The sequence below is a fragment of the Streptomyces viridochromogenes DSM 40736 genome (genome assembly GCF_000158955.1).
GTDB lineage: Bacteria > Actinomycetota > Actinomycetes > Streptomycetales > Streptomycetaceae > Streptomyces > Streptomyces venetus.
In genome coordinates this window covers 6421427-6439093 of the sequence record NZ_GG657757.1, presented here as the reverse complement: position 1 = coordinate 6439093, position 17667 = coordinate 6421427, and the positions used below count along the sequence as shown (strand labels likewise).

The window sequence follows — 17667 nt, the reverse complement described above, 5'->3', positions numbered from 1 at the left end:
GCCGGACCATCACGGTCAGCCGCAGCAGGCCGGGCAGCCGCAGCCGCCTGTAGACCCCCGGACCGGCGCGGCCTGGCCGCAGCCCATGCAGCACGACCAGCGGCAGCCGACCAACCCCGGCGCCGCGCCGCTCGGTTACACCGCCGCCGTGGAGCTGTCGTCCGACCGGCTGCTCAACAGCAAGAAGCAGAAGGCGAAGAGCAGCCGTCCGGCGGCCGGTGGCGGCCGGTTCAAGATCGGTGGGAAGAAGGAGGAGGCCGAGCGGCAGCGGAAGCTGGACCTGATCCGCACGCCCGTGCTGTCCTGCTACCGGATCGCCGTGATCAGCCTCAAGGGTGGCGTCGGCAAGACGACCACGACCACCGCGCTGGGCTCCACCCTCGCCACCGAGCGGCAGGACAAGATCCTCGCCATCGACGCCAACCCGGACGCGGGCACCCTCGGGCGCCGCGTGCGGCGCGAGACCGGGGCCACCATCCGCGACCTCGTCCAGGCGATCCCGTACCTGAACTCGTACATGGACATCCGGCGGTTCACGTCCCAGGCGCCGTCCGGGCTCGAGATCATCGCCAACGACGTCGACCCGGCCGTGTCCACGACGTTCAACGACGAGGACTACCGGCGCGCGATCGACGTACTGGGCAAGCAGTACCCGGTGATCCTCACCGACTCGGGTACCGGCCTGCTCTACAGCGCCATGCGCGGTGTGCTGGACCTCGCCGACCAGCTCATCATCATCTCCACCCCGTCCGTGGACGGCGCCTCCAGCGCGAGTACGACGCTGGACTGGCTGTCGGCGCACGGGTACTCCGACCTCGTCGCCCGCTCCATCACCGTCATCTCGGGAGTGCGCGAGACCGGCAAGATGATCAAGGTCGAGGACATCGTGTCGCACTTCGAGACGCGCTGCCGGGGCGTCATCGTGGTGCCCTTCGACGAGCATCTCTCCGCCGGTGCGGAGGTCAACCTCGACATGATGCGGCCGAAGGTGCGGGAGGCGTACTTCAACCTCGCGGCGATGGTCGCCGAGGACTTCACCCGCCACCAGCAGGCGCACGGTCTGTGGACGTCCGACGGCAACCCGCCGCCGGTGGCAGCCCCGCCGATGCCGGGTCAGTCCGCCCCCGGGCAGGCCGTCCCCGGGCAGGCCCCGTATCCCGGGCAGCAGCAGCCCGCACCGGGACAGCAGATCCCCGGACAGCCGGGCCCGTACCCGCAGCAGCACCCTCAGCAGCCGCAGCCGGGCCAGCCGTACGCCCAGCCCGGACAGCCCTACCCCCAGCCGGGCCATCCCCAGGCCCAGCCGCCGGGGCAGCCGTACCCGCAGGCACCGGGCCAGCAGCCCTACCCGCAGCCGGGCCAGCAGGGGCACCCGGGACAGCCGGGGCAGCCGGGCCAGCCGGGGCAACCGCCCGCCCAGCCCGGACAGCCGTACGCCCAGCCCGGGCAGCCCCCGGCCGTCCCCCCGCAGCCGGGCTACGGCTACCCCCAGCCGGGGCAGCCCGGTCACCCCGGATACCCGGCCCAGCCCGACGGGCAGACCCCGCCGCCCCCGCCTCCGACGCAGTAATCGCCTCACCCGATCGGCCCCTTTCGAGGGGCCGATCCCCTTCGTGGCCCATGCCGTTCCCTTCGGCGCGGGCCACGGCGCGTTCGAGGGCGAAATCCGTTGCCAGGCCCTGGCCAGGAGGGCGTCAGTGGTCTCGACCAATGGGCGCGAAATGCTCGCCAATTCGTTATTTCCGCAGGCCACAAGGGGTGAACGCGCCGTTGACGGGTGGAGACGGCCGCTGATACACACACATCATCCATCTGACACCTGATCAACCCGTCCTTCCCGTCCGAGCGATGACGCGAGGTCCGACCATGGGCACGAACGATCAGACACGCAGCCTCCCGCGCGGCCTCAGGCTCGTCGCCGCGGCCGGGGCAGCCGCGCTCACCCTCACCGCCGGTCTCACGACCCCGCTCGATCCGGCGCCCCGGCAGGCCCGGGCGGCCGACGACGGCAGGAAGGTGCTGACCGTCGCCGTGGCGCAGAGCGTGGACTCGCTCAGCCCGTTCCTGGCGGTCCGGCTGCTCAGCACGAGCATCCACCGGCTCATGTACGAGTACCTGACGAACTACGACCCCAAGGACAACCACGCCATCGCGGGCCTCGCCACCAAGTGGGAGCCGTCGCCGGACAAGCTGACCTGGACGTACACGATCCGCTCCAACTCCAAGTGGTCGGACGGCGAGCAGGCCACCGCCGAGGACGCGGCGTGGACGTTCAACAAGATGATGACCGACTCCGGCGCTGCCACGGCGAACGGCAGCTACGTCGGGAACTTCCGCAAGGTGACGGCCCCGAGCCCCACCAAGCTGGTCATCGAGCTGAAGAAGCCGCAGGCCACGATGACCGCCCTCGACGTGCCGATCGTGCCGAAGCACGTCTGGGAGAAGGTCTCGGACTTCTCCGAGTTCAACAACGACAAGAGCTTCCCGGTCGTCGGCAACGGGCCGTTCACGCTGACCGGCTACAAGGCGGACAGCTATGTGCGGCTCAAGGCCAACAAGAGCTTCTGGCGCGGCACGCCGAAGTTCGACGAGCTGGTGTTCCGCTACTACAAGGACCAGGACGCGGCGGTGTCGGCGCTGCGCAAGGGCGAGGTGTCCTTCGTCGCCGGGTCGCCGTCCCTGACGCCCGCTCAGGCGGCGTCCCTGGAGGGCGCGGACAACATCCAGGTCAACGACGCCCCCGGCCGCCGTTTCTACGCCCTCGCCACCAACCCGGGCGCCCAGGCCAAGAACGGCGAGAAGTTCGGCGACGGGCATCCCTCCCTGCTGGACCAGCGGGTGCGGAACGCCCTGTTCCTGGCCGTGGACCGCGAGGCCGTCATCGACAAGGTGTTCCAAGGGCACGCCGTCGAGGGTGAGGGCTACATCCCGCCACGGTTCCAGAACTACTTCTGGAAGCCGTCCGCGAACCAGAAACTGGCGTACGACCCGGCCGAGGCGGCCCGGCTGCTCGACCAGGCGGGTTACAAGAAGAACGGCGACGGCAAGCGCGTCGGCAAGGACGGCAAGCCCATCACCTACCGCGTCCTGTGCCACGCCACCGACCCGAACGACAAGGCGGTCGGCAAGTACCTCCAGGAGTGGTGGGGCGAGCTCGGCATCGGTGTCCAGCTCAACTGCCTGGACAACGTGACCGACCCCTGGCTCGCCGGCAAGTACGACCTGGCCTTCGACGGCTGGTCGGTCAACCCCGACCCGGACTTCGTGCTGTCCATCCACACCTGCGGGGCGCTGCCGGCGACGCCGGAGGAGACGGGCGCGACGGACAACTTCATCTGCGACAAGAAGTACGACGAGCTCTACGCGCAGCAGCTCGCCGAGTACGACCCCGCCAAACGGGCGGACATCGTCAAGCGGATGGAGTCGCGGCTGTACGACCTCGGGTACATGAACGTCATGGCGTATCCGAACGCGGTCGAGGCCTTCCGGACGGACCAGATCAGGTCGATCACGACCATGCCGGCGAAGGCGGGGAACATCTACGGCCAGGACGGCTACTGGAGCTGGTGGTCGGCGGTCCCGGCGGATTCGAGCGGCTCGTCCGACAACGCGTCGTCGACGGGGGTCGTGGTCGGGATCGTCGCGGGTGTCGTGGTCCTCGGCGGGCTCGGCGCCTTCGCGGCGATGCGGCGGCGGGCCACCGCCGGGGACCGCGAGTAGCGCGGGCGAGCGGGTACTCATGACCGCTGAAGCGACTCCCGCGCTGGTCGGGGATACGCAGCAGACGGCCCCCGGGCCGCGGGTACGCAGGGGCTCCGCGTACCCGCGGTACCTGGCGGGCAAGGTCGCGGGCGCGGCCGTGTCGCTGCTGGCCGTGCTCGTCACCAGCTTCTTCCTCTTCCGGCTGATCCCCGGCGACCCGGTGAAGACCATGACGGGCGGCCGTCAGGTGTCGGCCGGGCAGCTGGCCGCCTACCGCGAGGAGTTCGGGCTCGACCTGCCGCTGTGGCGGCAGTTCACGGACTACTGCGGCAAGGCGCTCACCGGCGACTTCGGCACGTCGTACCAGTTCCGTGCCCCCGTCGTCGACAAGATCACCGAGGCGCTGCCGAACACCCTGCTGCTCACCGGGACCGCCTTCGTCCTCTACACCGCCCTGGGCGTCTTCCTGGGCACGCGCTCGGCGTGGCGGCGCGGCGGGCTCGGCGACCGGTTCAACACCGGTCTCGCGCTGACCCTGTACTCCATTCCGTCCTTCTGGCTCGGGCTGCTGCTGATCATCGTGCTGTCGGTGGGCATCGGCCCGCTGCCGGGGATGTTCCCCACCGGCGGTATGGAGTCGGGCGGCAAGGAGGGCTTCGCGTACGTCGTGGACGTGGCCCACCATCTGGTGCTGCCGGTGGTGACGCTGGTGGCCGTGGAGTACGGGCAGACGCTGCTGGTCACGCGGTCGGCGCTGCTGGACGAGATGGGCAGCGACTATCTGACGACCGCGCGGGCCAAGGGGCTGCGCGACGACCTCGTGCGCCGCCGGCACGCCGTGCCGAACGCGCTGCTGCCGACGGTGACGCTGATCTTCATCAATCTGGGCCGGACGGTGGCGGGCGTGATCCTCGTGGAGACGGTGTTCTCCTGGCCGGGCCTCGGCGGGCTGTTCTACCAGGCGCTGAGCGTGCCCGACCTGCCGTTGGTGCAGGGCCTGTTCTTCGTGTTCGCCGCGGCGGTGATCGTGATGAACACCCTCGCCGACCTGGTCTATCCGTTGCTCGACCCTCGGGTGGCCCGATGACGACGACCGACCCGGCCCTGAGCCCGCGCGCCCTCGCCCGGCAGCGGCGCCGGGCCTCCGTCGCCCGCTTCTGGCGGCAGTACCGCGCCGAGCGGGCGGGGCTGTACGGCCTGACGGTGCTCGCGCTGTGCGCGCTGCTGGCGTTGTTCGCGCCGTTGTTCGTCGGCTCGGACGTGAGCAGTGTGACGGGCGCGCCGGGGCGTCCGATGACGAGTCCGAGTGCCGAATTCCCGCTCGGCACCGACCAGTTCGGCCGGGACCTGCTGGGCCTGGTGGTCTGGGGCTCGCGGGTGTCGCTGCTGGTGGGGCTGCTCGCCGCGGTGCTGTCGGTCGCGATCGGCACGCTGATCGGGGTCACGGCGGGGCACTTCAAGGGCTGGTACGCGACGGTGATGATGCGGATCACCGACTGGTTCCTGGTGATGCCGACGCTGGTACTGGCGATCGCCCTGGCCACCGTGATGTCCCGCTCGCTGACCACCACCGTCGTCGCGATCGGCGTCACCACCTGGCCGACGACGGCCCGGCTGGTGCGGGCGCAGACGCTGGCGGTGGAGACCCGGCCGTACATCGAGCGGGCGAAGGCGCTCGGCGGTGGGCACTGGCACATCATGTCCCGGCACGTGCTGCCCAACGTGATGCCGCTGGTGCTGGCCCAGACGACCCTGATCATCTCCACGGCGATCCTCGCCGAGGCGACGCTGGCCTTCCTCGGTCTCGGGGACCCGACGATCGTGTCGTGGGGCGGGCTGCTCCAGGACGCGCGGGAGGCGGGTGCGGTCAGTGCCGGGGACTGGTGGTACCTGGTGCCGCCGGGCGTCGCCATCGCCGTGGTGGCGTTGGCGTTCACGCTGTGCGGGCGGGCCGTGGAGTCCGTCCTCAACCCCAGGCTGGGGGTGTCGCGTTGAGTCTGCTCGACGTCAGGAACCTGGCGGTGACGTACCCGGGCGGGGCGGCCGCCGTGCGGGGGGTGGACCTGCGGCTGGACGCGGGCCGCAAGCTCGGTCTCGCCGGGGAGTCCGGCTGCGGCAAGTCCACGCTGGCGCTGGCCCTGCTGCGGCTGCTGCCGTCCGGGACCCGCGTCACCGGCGAGGTCCTGCTCGACGGCGAGGACGTGCTGACGATGAAGTGGGGCCGGGTCCGGGCGGTCCGCTGGGCCGGGGCCTCCGTCGTCTTTCAGGGCGCGATGCACTCGCTCAACGCCGTGCACCGCGTCGGCGACCAGATCGCCGAGCCGATCCTGCTGCACAAGAAGGCGACTTCCGCCGGGGCGAAGAAGAAGACCGGTGAGTTGCTGGAGCAGGTAGGCCTGCCCGCCGCCCGCGCGGACGCCTACCCGCACGAGCTGTCCGGCGGCCAGCGCCAGCGCGTCATGATCGCCATGGCCCTGGCCTGCGACCCGCGGCTGATCATCGCCGACGAGCCGACCACCGCGCTCGACGTGATGGTCCAGGCGCAGATCCTGCGGCTCATCGAACAGCTCGTCGCGGACCAGGACCTCGGTCTGATCATGATCAGCCATGACCTGGCGGTCCTCGCCGACACCTGCGACCGGCTGGCGGTGATGTACGCGGGCCGTGTCGTGGAGGAGGGTCCGGCGGCCCAGGTGTACGAGGACGCCCGGCACCCGTATGCCGGCGCCCTGTCGGCCGCGTTCCCGCGTATCGGCGACCCGGCGTCGCGGTTCGCACCGCAGGGGCTGGCGGGCGACCCGCCCGATCCGGCGGCGCTGCCGTCCGGCTGCACGTTCCATCCGCGGTGTCCGGTGGCACTGGAGTCGTGCGCCGAGCAGGACCCGGTGCTGCGAGCGGCGGGGCCGGAACGCCGGGCGGCCTGTGTCCTGGTCGACCCGCCGGAAGGCGAGCCCGAAGCCACGGACGAGCAGGCGATTCAGGAACCGGAGGCCCTGGAGGAAGCGAGGCCCAGCACGCCATGACCATCTCCCCCACGTCCCCCGAGGTGACCACGGCACCTCTCCTGAGTGCCCAGGGCCTGTACGTCACCTTCCCCGGCCGGCACGGAGGTCCCCGGTCCCGTGCGGTGGACGGCGTCGACCTCGACATCCGGCCCGGCGAGATCGTCGCGCTGGTCGGCGAGTCCGGCTGCGGCAAGACGACCCTGGCCCGCTGTCTGCTGGGTCTGGTCGAGCCGACCGCCGGCCGGGTCACCTTAGACGGCCGCCCGCTGGAGTACTCCGGCCGCTCCCTCAAGGCGTACCGCAAGCGCGCCCAGCTGGTCCTGCAGGACCCGAGCGGCTCGCTCAACCCGCGGCACACGGTCTACGACGCGGTCGCCGAGGGCCTGCGCATCCACGGCCACGGCGGCGACGAGCGGACAGCGGTCGCCGACGCCCTCTCCCGAGCCGGGCTACGGCCCCCGGAGCGCTTCTTCCTGCGCTACCCGCACGAGCTGTCCGGCGGACAACGCCAGCGCGTCGTCATCGCGGGCGCGCTCGTCCTGGAACCCGAACTCCTCGTCGCCGACGAGCCGGTGGCGTCCCTCGACGCGTCCGTGCGCGGTGAGATCCTCGCGCTGTTGCTGCGGCTGCGCACCGAACTGGGTTTGTCCGCGCTGGTCGTCACGCACGACCTGGGTCTGGCGTGGAACATCGCCGACCGGGTCGCCGTGATGTACCTGGGCCGGATCGTGGAGACGGGCGCGGTGGAGCAGGTCCTCACGGCCCCGCGGCACCCCTACACCCAGGCGCTGCTGTCCGTGCTCCCGGAGGCTCCCGGCGCCCCGGTGGTCCTGACGGGCGAGCCCCCGGACCCGTCCCGCGTGCCGTCCGGCTGCCGCTTCCACGCCCGCTGCCAGATCCTGTCGAGCGGCGAGGCGGACCGGGCGGGCGTGGCAGACGCGTGCAGGAGCCAGGACCTTGAGGTGCTGAGCGGGGGCGGAGAATCGCAGGTGGCCTGCCATTGGGCAGTTGCGCCATCGTCCTCAAGGGGCGCGGGGAACGACGCGACAAGCCACGAGGCACCCGCGGAGGGCACTCAGCAGCCCTAGACGGCCCCCTCGGCGGCCACCAACTCCCGGCACTTCTTGACGTCCTGCCCCATCTGCTCCAGCAGAGCGTCAAGCGTCTCGAACTTGGCCTGCCCGCGCACGAACGCCAAGAAGTCGACCGCGACATGCAACCCGTACAGATCGAGCCCGACCCGGTCGATGGCGTAGGCCTCCACCGTCCGCTCGGTCCCCTCGAACTGCGGATTCGTGCCGACGGAGATCGCCGCCGGCATCGCCTCGCCCTGCGCGTGCAGCCACCCGGCGTACACACCGTCGGCGGGAATCGCGGTGTGCGGCAGCGTCTCGACGTTGGCCGTCGGAAAGCCCAGCTCGCGACCACGCTGCGCACCGCGTACGACAACGCCCTCCACCCGGTGCGGGCGGCCCAGGATCTCGCCGGCGCCCTCGACGTCGCCCTCGGCGACCAGCCGCCGGGTCAGCGTCGAGGAGAACGGCTCCCCACCGCCCGCCTCACCCGTCACGTACAGGTCGACGACCTCTACCTCGAAGTCGTAGGTCTTGCCCTGCGTGGCCAGGAACTCCACGTTGCCGGCGGCCTTGTGGCCGAAGCGGAAGTTGGGACCCTCGACGACGGCCTTGGCGTGCAGCTTGTCGACGAGCACCTTGACGACGAAGTCGGCCGGGGACAGCTTCGAGAACTCGGTCGTGAAGGGGAGGATGAGTACCGCGTCCACACCCAGGTCGGCCATGAGTTCGGCGCGGCGGTGGTGCGCCGCGAGCAGCGGCGGGTGGCTGCCGGGGCGCACGACCTCGCTGGGATGCGGGTCGAAGGTGACGACGACGGCGGGCACACCCAGCTCCCGGGCGCGGTTCACCGCATGCCGGATGATCAACTGGTGTCCGCGGTGCACTCCGTCGTAGGAGCCGATGGTGACGACGCTGCGCCCCCAGTCCTGGGGGATGTCCTCCAAGCCACGCCAGCGCTGCACTGTGCCTGCTCCTTGTCGAAAGCTCGTCGAACCCGTGTCCGTGGTTGTCCGAGGTTGCCTCGTACGCAGGTCTAAGGGTGCCATGCCGGGTGCCCCCGGCACGCATCGGCATGGGGGCTGTGACAGGGTGCACGACACCGTACTCCGGCCCGGCGCCCGGGACGCAGGTCACGCGGGGACGCGTACGCCCGCCAGGTTCTCGATCATCCGGCGGGAGCTGGGCCCGACCAGCGCCGCCCACTGCCCGGGTGCGTCGGCCAGCCAGCCGGCCGCGCGGGCGGCGAAACCGGGCACGTGCCGGCCGAGGTCGACCAGGGCGCGGTCGAAGCGGGCGGCACCCTCGGGGGTGCGGACGAGGAGCAGGCCGACGCGGTGGACGAGGTCGCGCAGGTCGTCGCCGCTGTTCCGGGCGACGGCGTGCAGCAGCGTGTCCAGCACGTCGGTGTCCTGCTCGCGGTCCATGAGCAGGTCGCGCAGTTCGCGGCGCAGCGGGCGGGAGGCGGGGATGCCGGGCGGGGTGAGGACGCCGGCGAGGGCGCAGCGCAGTCGCACCGGGCCGCCCTCCAGCAGGCCGGTGACCAGCGGCAGGAGCACGGCCCGGACGGAGGGGCCCCGGTCGAGCCGCTGGTCCACGTAGGCGGCCGTCTGCCCGGCGAGTTCCGGCCGCCGCTCGGTCGCCTGCCGCAGCAGAGCGGCGACACGCGGGGCCAGGCCCGGCGAAGTGGCGTCGGCGAGTGCCCGCAGCGCCTCCTCCGCGTCCGGCCGCTCCAGTCGGGCCGCGAAGGCACGGAGGACCGGCTCGGGGTGAGTCAGGAGGGCACCGGCCGGCACGTCCGGAGGGAGCTGCGGGTCGCCCGCGGCGAAGTGCTCCAGCGCCCGTGGGAGATACCGGTCCCGGGTGTGCGGGTCCTGGATGAGGAGGGCGAGTGCGCCGCCGTGCAGGGGGCGGTCGGCGGGGCGGGCGAGCAGGGTCAGGGCGGTGTAGCGCAGCAGGGCGCGGTCGCCGCCGGTGCTCACGTGGGGCGCGGCCCGCAGGCCGTGCGCCACCGCGGCGGCCCGCCGCGCCGGCCGTTCGTCGCGGGCCCACCGGTCGACGGCCCGGCACACCGCCGACGGTTCCTCCTCGGCCAGCACGGCGAGCAGTTCGTCGGCCCGGCGGTGCGCGCGGTCGGCGAGCGCGTCCGTCAGGTCGTCCAGGGCCCGGTGGCGGTGTGTGTGCAGCAACGCCTGCGCCGCCGTGGCCACGGTGGCGTGCGGGGTGGCGGGCAGCGGCTGCTCGTCCACGAACCAGCGGGCGAGCAGCGGCTGCACGGCGGTGGGATCGGCGGCCAGCAGCCGCGCGACGGCGTCCAGGAACCGGGGTCCGGCCTCGCACGGCGGGCCGTCGGCGTGCACCAGCCGTCGTAGCAAGGTGAAGCGCGTGTCCTGCGGCAGCCGTACATCGGTCCAGAAGGCGGGCCCGACCTCCTCCGGCACGGGCCGCTCCTGCCGCCGCCAGGCCACGATCCGGTCGGCGAGCAGCCGCAGCACCTCGATGTAGGGCGTCGCGTCGGGCACGGCCCGCAGGGTCCCGGTGAGCAGGCGGGCGGCCCACCAGGAGCGGGGACCGGCGTCCAGGGCGTGCACCAGGTCGGCCAGCCTGGAGGCCAGTCGGCCGGTGCCGTGCTGGCGGGCGAGGTACAGCAGGGCCTGCACGACGGGCCCGACGCGGTGGTGCGGTACGGGCTCGGACTGCGCGGCTTCGGGGCGGTGGACAAGGACCTGGAGGGCCTCGTCGAGGTCGAGGTGCATGCCCTGCAGCCAGTCGGCGAGTTCCTCGTGGGCGAAGCGGTAACCGGGGCCGGCGGGCACGAGGAGGCCCTCGGCGAGGACGGCCGGCGCCCAGCCGGTGCCGCCACCGAGCCGCTCCGGGGCGGGCCCCCACGGGAACACCACCTCGAACGCCTCCCGGTCCAGGTCACCCGGACCGGGACCGAGCGTGCGCCGGGCGGCCTCGTGCACCTGCCCGGCCACCTTGGCGGCCAGCCGGCGTACGGCGGTGCCGCGCAGGCCGCTGCCGGCCGCCAGGCGCTGGGCGATGCGCAGGGACACCAGGTCCAGGTAGGCGGCGAACACGTCGTCGCGGTCGACGGTCGCGGTGGGGCCACCGGGGGCGGCGAGGCCATGGGGAACGACGGCGAGTCCCGGGGCGTACGAGGCATCGCTGACGTCGGGGTGTTGGAGACGTCCGGCACCTTCCGGGGCGTCGGAGACAGCGGGGGATTCGGAGACGGCGGGGAGATCGGTGACGGCGGGGGAATGAGTGACGGCGGGGGAATCAGTGACGGCAGCCCGGATCTCGGCGAGAAGCCGGAGGGTCAGAGGATGCCGGGCGTCCGCCTCGACGAGGGCGTTCTCCGGAATGCCATGGCGCCGACGGGCCTCCCTGGCCTCGTCCTCGGTGAGATCGCCGACCGGCACGCACGCCGGGTCGCTTTCGGCGTCGCCGGGCCGGTGCAGCACCTCCGCCGGGAACCCCGTGCCCTCCCAGTACTCCGCCCGGCACGCCACGACCAGCCGCGCTCCCGTCTCCCGCAGCCACCGCACCGTCCCGTCCGTCCAGTCGGCCGACCGGCGGGCCAGGGCGGGCGGCATCTGCTCGGGGCCGTCGAGGAGGAGCAGCAAGGGTCGGCCGAGGGAGGCGGCGAGGGAGGCGAGCCGCTCGGGGGTGGTGTCGCCCAGGTCGGCCGGGCCGGAGGAGGCGCGGGACTCCGCCACGGCCGAAGCGGCTCGGGTCAGCGCCCGGCGGGCCGCGTCCGCCACCGACGTGTCGTCGTCCCGGAGTTCGGAGCCGCGCAGCCACAGCGTGGGGTGTCCGCTCTTCTCGCGGCGGGCGGCGAGCGCCGCGAGTTCCGTCGTACGGCCGCTGCCGGGCGCCCCGACGAGGCCGAGGACGGTCGCCGGACCGTCCGTGAACGCGCCGAACTCGGCCGCCACGGCCGCCCGTTCGACCGGCTCCGGCAGACCGGCGCGGTCGGGCGGGCCGGCCCGCCGCACCGAGGTGCCGGTCAGCTCCAGCACGCCCCCCATGTTGAGATCGGCACCGTAGGCGGGGACCGTCAGCGCGTTCTCGGCGAGCAGTTCGGCGAGCGGATCCGCCGCTCCGGGCACCCGTGCGTGCAGCGGTACGGCGAAGCCGACGTCGCTGTGACCGGAGCTGAGAGCGGTGCCGAGGACCCCGACGACGGCGCCGGTCTCCGTGTCGAGCACGGGGCCGCCGGCCGCTCCGCCACCCCGCCGCAGCGCGTCCCGCCCCGCCGTGCCGACCGCCAGCTTCCAGCGCGCCGTCGAGGTGGTGGACGCGGTCCCCGGGCCGCGTACGTCACGGGGGGTCGAGCCCAGCACACGGGCCTCGCGCCAGCCGTCGGCGGCGATCCGCACATAGGCGCCGGTCGCGGCCCCGCCCCGCACGGTGACCGGCAGCGGCGGCACGCCGAGCCCCTCGGTGCGTACGAGGGCCAGGTCGAGCGCGGGCAGCGGGGTGACCGCGTCGGCGGCCACCACCCGGCTGCGGCCCCCGGCCCCGTGCAGAACGAGCCGGGCCAGACCGTCGACGGCCTCGTGGCTGGTGATGAGCGTGCCGCGCAGGTCGGCCAGGAAGCCGGTGCCACGGGGGCGGCCGGCGAGGTCGTGGATACGGACGAGCGCTTCGCCGGGGGGCTGGGCGGCCTGCTCCGCCGCCGTCGACGCCTGGTCCGGCGCCTTCGTTGCCTCGTCCCCTGTTCCGGGGAGGTCCTGGGAGCCTTCCGCGCTGCCGTCCGTCTCCCGGGACCGGTTCCGCGACGTCATCGTCGAGCCTCCCCGCCGTACACCCGTGCCCTTGCGTTCGACGGTAGGGGCGGGATGATCAGCGGGACAGATCGCTCGGGGAAAGCGCCCCCTTCCACTCCCCCGGTTCACTCCGAGCGCCCGCACGGACGGGTGAACGGAGGGGGATGGCTGGATACACCCTAGGGGTGGGGGAACCGAGGGGGGAGCGTGGAGCGGCGGCGGTGGAGGTACCCCGTGGTCGCCGCTCCACGGCGGACAGCCGGTGCCCGTGCCCCGGCCCGTCCGTCAGTGTCCGTCAGCGCTTCATCTGCGTCCGTATGCGTCCGTCAGCCGAAGACGGCCAGGCTCTTGGCCTTGCCCCGCTGCTCCTCGACGAGGGCGAGGAAGCGGCCCTGCGGGTCGAAGACGGCGACCGGGCCGGAGCCCGCGTACTCGTCGGGCATCTCCAGCCGTACGCCGTTGGTGAGCAGCTTGGCCCGCCGGGCGTCGACGTCCCAGCGTGGGAAGGCGGCAGCGGCGGCCTCGGCGATCGGCATCACGGCCAGCTCCTGCTGGTGCTGGTCGAGGGTGCGGGCCGCGTCGAGCTTGTACGGGCCGACGCGGGTACGGCGCAGGGCGGTGAGGTGACCGCCGACGCCGAGGTCGGCACCCAGGTCACGGGCCAGGGCCCGGATGTACGTGCCGGAGGAGCAGACGACCGAGACCACCAGGTCGAGTACGGGCGTGCCGTCCTCGGCGACGGCGTCCCTGACGTCGTACACGCCGAAGGAGGACACCGTGACGGGCCGGGCCGGGATCTCGAACTCCTCGCCCTCCCTGGCCCGCTTGTAGGACCGCACTCCGTCGATCTTGATGGCGCTGACCTTGGACGGCACCTGCATGATGTCGCCGGTCAGCTTGGCGATGCCGGCGTCGATGGCCTCGCGGGTGACCTTGGAGGCGTCCGTGGCGGAGGTGATCTCCCCCTGGGCGTCGTCCGTGAGGGTGTTCTGCCCGAGCCGGATGGTGCCGAGGTACTCCTTCTCGGTCAGTGCGAGGTGACCGAGGAGCTTCGTGGCCTTCTCGACGCCGAGGACGAGGACGCCCGTCGCCATCGGGTCGAGGGTGCCGGCGTGCCCGACGCGACGCGTGCGGGCGATGCCGCGCATCTTGGCGACGACGTCGTGCGAAGTGAAGCCCGACGGCTTGTCGACGATGACGAGGCCGTCGGGCGTGGTGTGCTTCTGGGTCATTCGGAGGTGTCGTCCGTCTCGTCGTCCTCGTCCGGCTTCCGGTACGGGTCGGCCTCACCGGCGTACTTCGCGCCGGCGGAGGCCTCGCGCACCTTCGCGTCGGACTGGCGCGCCTTGTCGAGGAGGTCCTCGATGTTCCGGGCCGTGTCGGGGAGGGCGTCCATGACGAAGGTCAGGGTCGGCGTGAACTTCACACCGGCGGCCCGGCCGACCTCGGAGCGCAGGATGCCCTTGGCGCTCTCCAGGCCGGCGGCGGCAGCCGCTCGCTCCTCGTCGTCCCCGTACACGGTGTAGAAGACGGTCGCCTCCCGCAGATCACCCGTGACCCGGGTGTCCGTGATGGTGACGTGCGAGCCGAGCCGCGGGTCCTTGATCCCGCGCTGCAGCTTCTGGGCCACTACTTCCCGGATGAGGTCCGCCAGCCTCTTGGCCCGCGCGTTGTCGGCCACTGGTCCGTCTCCCGTTCTTTCCTGTCTGGGTCGTTCTTGGGTCGTCAGTCGTCTTCGCCGTGGAAGCGCCGCCTGACGGACAGCAGTTCCACCTCGGGGCGGCCGGCGACGAGCCGTTCGCACCGGTCGAGCACCTCGCTCAGGTGCCCCGCGTCGCCGGACACCAACGCGAGACCGATGAGAGCCCTGCGATGGAGGTCCATGTGGTCCACCTCGGCCGCGCTCACCGCGTACTTGCGCTGGAGCTCGGCGACGATGGGGCGGACGACGGAGCGCTTCTCCTTCAGCGACCGTACGTCGCCGAGGAGCAGGTCGAAGGACAGCGTCCCCACATACATGTGTGTATCCGGATGACCCGCCGGTACGGGATCGATGGCCCTGCCGTGTGGTTGGCAGGGACATCAAGAACGGTACCGCGAACCTGCCGGTGGCTCGACGGGGTTTTGCCCACCCACCCGCCCGACGCGGTCGGCCAGGAGGCCCGGGCCCCCGGGACTCCGCCCCGAACCCCGGCGGGAGCCTTGCGCAGCACCCCTTGCAGGACCTTGCCCAGCACCTGCCGAAGCCCTGCCCAGCACCCCCGCAGGAGCTTGCGCAACACCGGGAACCTTGCGCAGCACCCCCGCAGGAGCTTGCCCAGCACCCCGGCGGAAGCCCTACCCAGCACCTCCGTCCGAAGCCCTGCCCAGCATGCTCGGCCGAAGCCCTGACCAGCACCCCAGCCCGGAGCCGTGCCCCGCATGGGCGGCCGGAGCCCTGCACAGCGCTTCCGGTGGAAGCCCTGTCCAGCACCCCGGCCGGAGCCCTGTCCCGCGTCCTCGTGTGAGCTTCGCGCCGCATTCCATCGGGAGCTTTGCCCCGCGCCTCAGCGCGGGCTTCGCTCCCGTGTGGCCGCGAGGTGCTCGGAGGATGCGAACGGCCAGTCGGCCGACGCGGTGTGTGCCGCGTCGGCCGACCAGGGAACCGTGGGTTACACCCGCGGCTTCTCGCGCATCTCGTACGTCGCGATGACGTCGTCGACCTTGATGTCGTTGAAGTTGCCGAGGTTGATACCGCCCTCGAACCCTTCGCGGATCTCGGTGACGTCGTCCTTGAAGCGACGCAGGCCCTCGATGTTGAGGTTCTCCGCGACCACCTTGCCGTCGCGGATGAGGCGCGCCTTGGTGTTGCGCTTGACCTCGCCGGAGCGGATGAGAACACCCGCGATGTTGCCCAGCTTGGACGACTTGAAGACCTCGCGGATCTCCGCCGTACCGAGCTCGACCTCTTCGTACTCCGGCTTGAGCATGCCCTTGAGGGCCGCCTCGATCTCCTCGATCGCCTGGTAGATGACCGAGTAGTACCGGACGTCCACGCCCTCGCGCTCGGCCATCTGCTGCGCACGCCCGGCGGCGCGCACGTTGAAGCCGATGACGATGGCGTCGGAGCCCATGGCCAGGTCGATGTCGGACTCCGTGACCGCACCGACGCCGCGGTGCAGGACGCGGATGTCGACCTCTTCGCCGACGTCCAGCTGGAGCAGCGAGGACTCGAGCGCCTCGACGGATCCGGAAGCGTCACCCTTGATGATCAGGTTCAGCTGCTGGACCTCGCCGGCCTTGAGCACCTTGTCCAGGTCCTCCAGCGACACGCGGCGCGTGCGCTTGGCGAACGCGGCGTTGCGCTCACGGGCGGCGCGCTTCTCGGCGATCTGACGGGCCGTACGGTCCTCGTCGACCACCAGGAAGTTGTCGCCCGCACCCGGGACGTTGGTCAGGCCCAGGACCTGAACCGGCGTCGAGGGACCGGCCTCGGCAACGCTGTTGCCGTTGTCGTCGTGCATCGCCCGGACTCGGCCGTACGCGTCGCCGACCACCATGGTGTCGCCGACCCGCAGCGTGCCGCGCTGGACGAGGACCGTCGACACGGCACCACGGCCGCGGTCGAGACGGGACTCGATCGCGATGCCCTGCGCGTCCTGGTTCGGGTTGGCCCGCAGGTCGAGCGAGGCGTCGGCCGTGAGGACCACGGCCTCCAGCAGGGAGTCGATGTGCAGACCCTGCTTGGCGGAGATGTCGACGAACATGGTGTCGCCGCCGTACTCCTCGGCCACCAGCCCGTACTCGGTGAGCTGACCGCGCACCTTGGTCGGGTCGGCGCCCTCGACGTCGATCTTGTTGACCGCGACGACGATCGGGACCTCGGCCGCCTTGGCGTGGTTGAGCGCCTCGACCGTCTGCGGCATGACACCGTCGTTGGCCGCGACGACGAGGATCGCGATGTCCGTCGACCGCGCACCACGGGCACGCATGGCGGTGAACGCCTCGTGACCCGGGGTGTCGATGAAGGTGATCTTGCGCTCTTCGTCGTTGACCTCGGTCGCGACCTGGTAGGCACCGATGTGCTGGGTGATGCCGCCGGCCTCGCCCGCGATGACGTTCGTCTTGCGGATGGCGTCGAGGAGCCGGGTCTTACCGTGGTCGACGTGACCCATGACGGTGACGACGGGCGGGCGGACCATCAGGTCCTCCTCGTCGCCCTCGTCCTCGCCGAACTCGATGTCGAAGGACTCGAGGAGCTCGCGGTCCTCCTCCTCCGGGCTGACGATCTGAACCGTGTAGTTCATCTCGTCGGCGAGGAGCTGCAGCGTCTCGTCGGAGACGGACTGCGTGGCCGTGACCATCTCGCCGAGGTTCATCATGACCGCGACGAGCGACGCCGGGTTGGCGTTGATCTTCTCCGCGAAGTCGGTGAGCGAGGCACCGCGCGACAGGCGAACGGTCTCGCCGTTGCCGCGAGGCAGCATCACACCGCCGACCGACGGGGCCTGCATGGCCTCGTACTCCTGGCGCCTCTGCCGCTTCGACTTGCGGCCACGACGCGCCGGACCGCCGGGACGGCCGAACGCACCCTGCGTGCCACCACGGCCACCGGGACCGCCGGGACGACCGCCGAAGCCGGGACGGCCACCGCCGCCACCGAAGCCGCCGCCACCGCCGGGACGACCGGCGAAACCGCCGCCGCCACCGGGACGACCGGCACCGCCACCGCCACCGGGACGACCGGCGAAGCCGCCGCCACCGGGACGACCGCCACCGCCGGGACGACCCGCACCGCCCGGACCGCGACCGCCGCCGCCACCGGGGCCGGGACGCGGGCCGGCAGCGGGACGCTGCGGCATCATGCCGGGGTTCGGACGAGGACCGGCGGATCCGCCGCCGGGACGCGGGCCGCCGCCCTGCGGACGCGGCATCGAGCCCGGGTTCGGGCGGTTGCCGCCCGGAGCCTGCGGACGCGGACCGCCACCCTGGGCGCCGGGCGCCTGGGGACGGGGACCGCCGCCACCGGGACCACCGGGGCCGGGACGACCACCCTGCGGACGGGGCGCCTGCGGGCGCGCCATACCGGTGGAGCCACCCGAGGTGAAGGGGTTGTTACCGGGACGCGGACCG

Annotated in this window: 12 protein-coding genes; 6 read left to right on the top strand and 6 right to left on the bottom strand. The window is 72.3% G+C overall.

Going from position 1 to position 17667, the window contains the following annotated elements; genetic code table 11:
• The 6 genes from SSQG_RS28490 to SSQG_RS28465 all read left to right on the top strand — a co-directional run.
• Positions 1-1570: MinD/ParA family ATP-binding protein (locus tag SSQG_RS28490; RefSeq protein WP_003993369.1), on the top strand; the 1570-nt coding region annotated here is incomplete at its 5' end.
• Positions 1571-1866: 296 nt separating this feature from the next.
• Positions 1867-3720 carry an ABC transporter substrate-binding protein gene (locus tag SSQG_RS28485; RefSeq protein WP_086025120.1) on the top strand — a complete coding sequence of 618 codons (1854 nt, stop codon included), beginning with the start codon at positions 1867-1869 and terminating at the stop codon, positions 3718-3720.
• A 19-nt stretch (positions 3721-3739) separates the two neighbouring features.
• On the top strand, positions 3740-4789 hold the full coding sequence (locus SSQG_RS28480) for an ABC transporter permease (protein ID WP_003993367.1): 1050 nt from the start codon (positions 3740-3742) through the stop codon (positions 4787-4789).
• On the top strand, positions 4786-5697 hold the full coding sequence (locus SSQG_RS28475; protein ID WP_003993366.1) for an ABC transporter permease: 912 nt from the start codon (positions 4786-4788) through the stop codon (positions 5695-5697). Before SSQG_RS28480 ends, SSQG_RS28475 begins: the two co-directional genes overlap by 4 nt.
• The gene (locus tag SSQG_RS28470; RefSeq protein ID WP_003993365.1) at positions 5694-6725 is read left to right on the top strand and encodes an ABC transporter ATP-binding protein; all 1032 of its coding nucleotides are present in this window, start codon (positions 5694-5696) and stop codon (positions 6723-6725) included. The genes SSQG_RS28475 and SSQG_RS28470 overlap by 4 nt, the downstream gene beginning before the upstream one ends.
• Positions 6722-7795, top strand: a complete 1074-nt coding sequence (locus tag SSQG_RS28465) for an oligopeptide/dipeptide ABC transporter ATP-binding protein (RefSeq protein WP_003993364.1) — start codon at positions 6722-6724, stop codon at positions 7793-7795. Before SSQG_RS28470 ends, SSQG_RS28465 begins: the two co-directional genes overlap by 4 nt.
• On the opposite strand, the gene SSQG_RS28460 is transcribed toward SSQG_RS28465, so the two are convergent.
• From SSQG_RS28460 to infB, 6 genes are all read right to left on the bottom strand, one after another.
• Positions 7792-8745 (bottom strand): bifunctional riboflavin kinase/FAD synthetase, encoded by a 954-nt coding sequence (locus SSQG_RS28460; protein WP_003993363.1) that lies wholly within the window; start codon positions 8743-8745, stop codon positions 7792-7794. The genes SSQG_RS28465 and SSQG_RS28460 overlap by 4 nt on opposite strands.
• A gap of 168 nt (positions 8746-8913) precedes the next feature.
• On the bottom strand, positions 8914-12573 hold the full coding sequence (locus tag SSQG_RS28455) for a S1C family serine protease (RefSeq protein WP_003993362.1): 3660 nt from the start codon (positions 12571-12573) through the stop codon (positions 8914-8916).
• A 308-nt stretch (positions 12574-12881) separates the two neighbouring features.
• A complete protein-coding gene (truB, locus tag SSQG_RS28450) occupies positions 12882-13787 on the bottom strand; it encodes a tRNA pseudouridine(55) synthase TruB (protein ID WP_003993361.1) in 906 nt (301 codons plus the stop codon).
• The gene (gene rbfA / locus SSQG_RS28445; protein ID WP_039933796.1) at positions 13784-14236 is read right to left on the bottom strand and encodes a 30S ribosome-binding factor RbfA; all 453 of its coding nucleotides are present in this window, start codon (positions 14234-14236) and stop codon (positions 13784-13786) included. The genes truB and rbfA overlap by 4 nt, the downstream gene beginning before the upstream one ends.
• 44 nt (positions 14237-14280) lie before the next feature.
• Entirely contained in the window at positions 14281-14574 is a 294-nt protein-coding gene (locus SSQG_RS28440) for a DUF503 domain-containing protein (RefSeq protein ID WP_003993359.1), read from the bottom strand.
• A 632-nt stretch (positions 14575-15206) separates the two neighbouring features.
• A partial coding sequence (infB, locus tag SSQG_RS39760; RefSeq protein WP_244299260.1) for a translation initiation factor IF-2 occupies positions 15207-17667 on the bottom strand: 2461 nt, incomplete at its 5' end.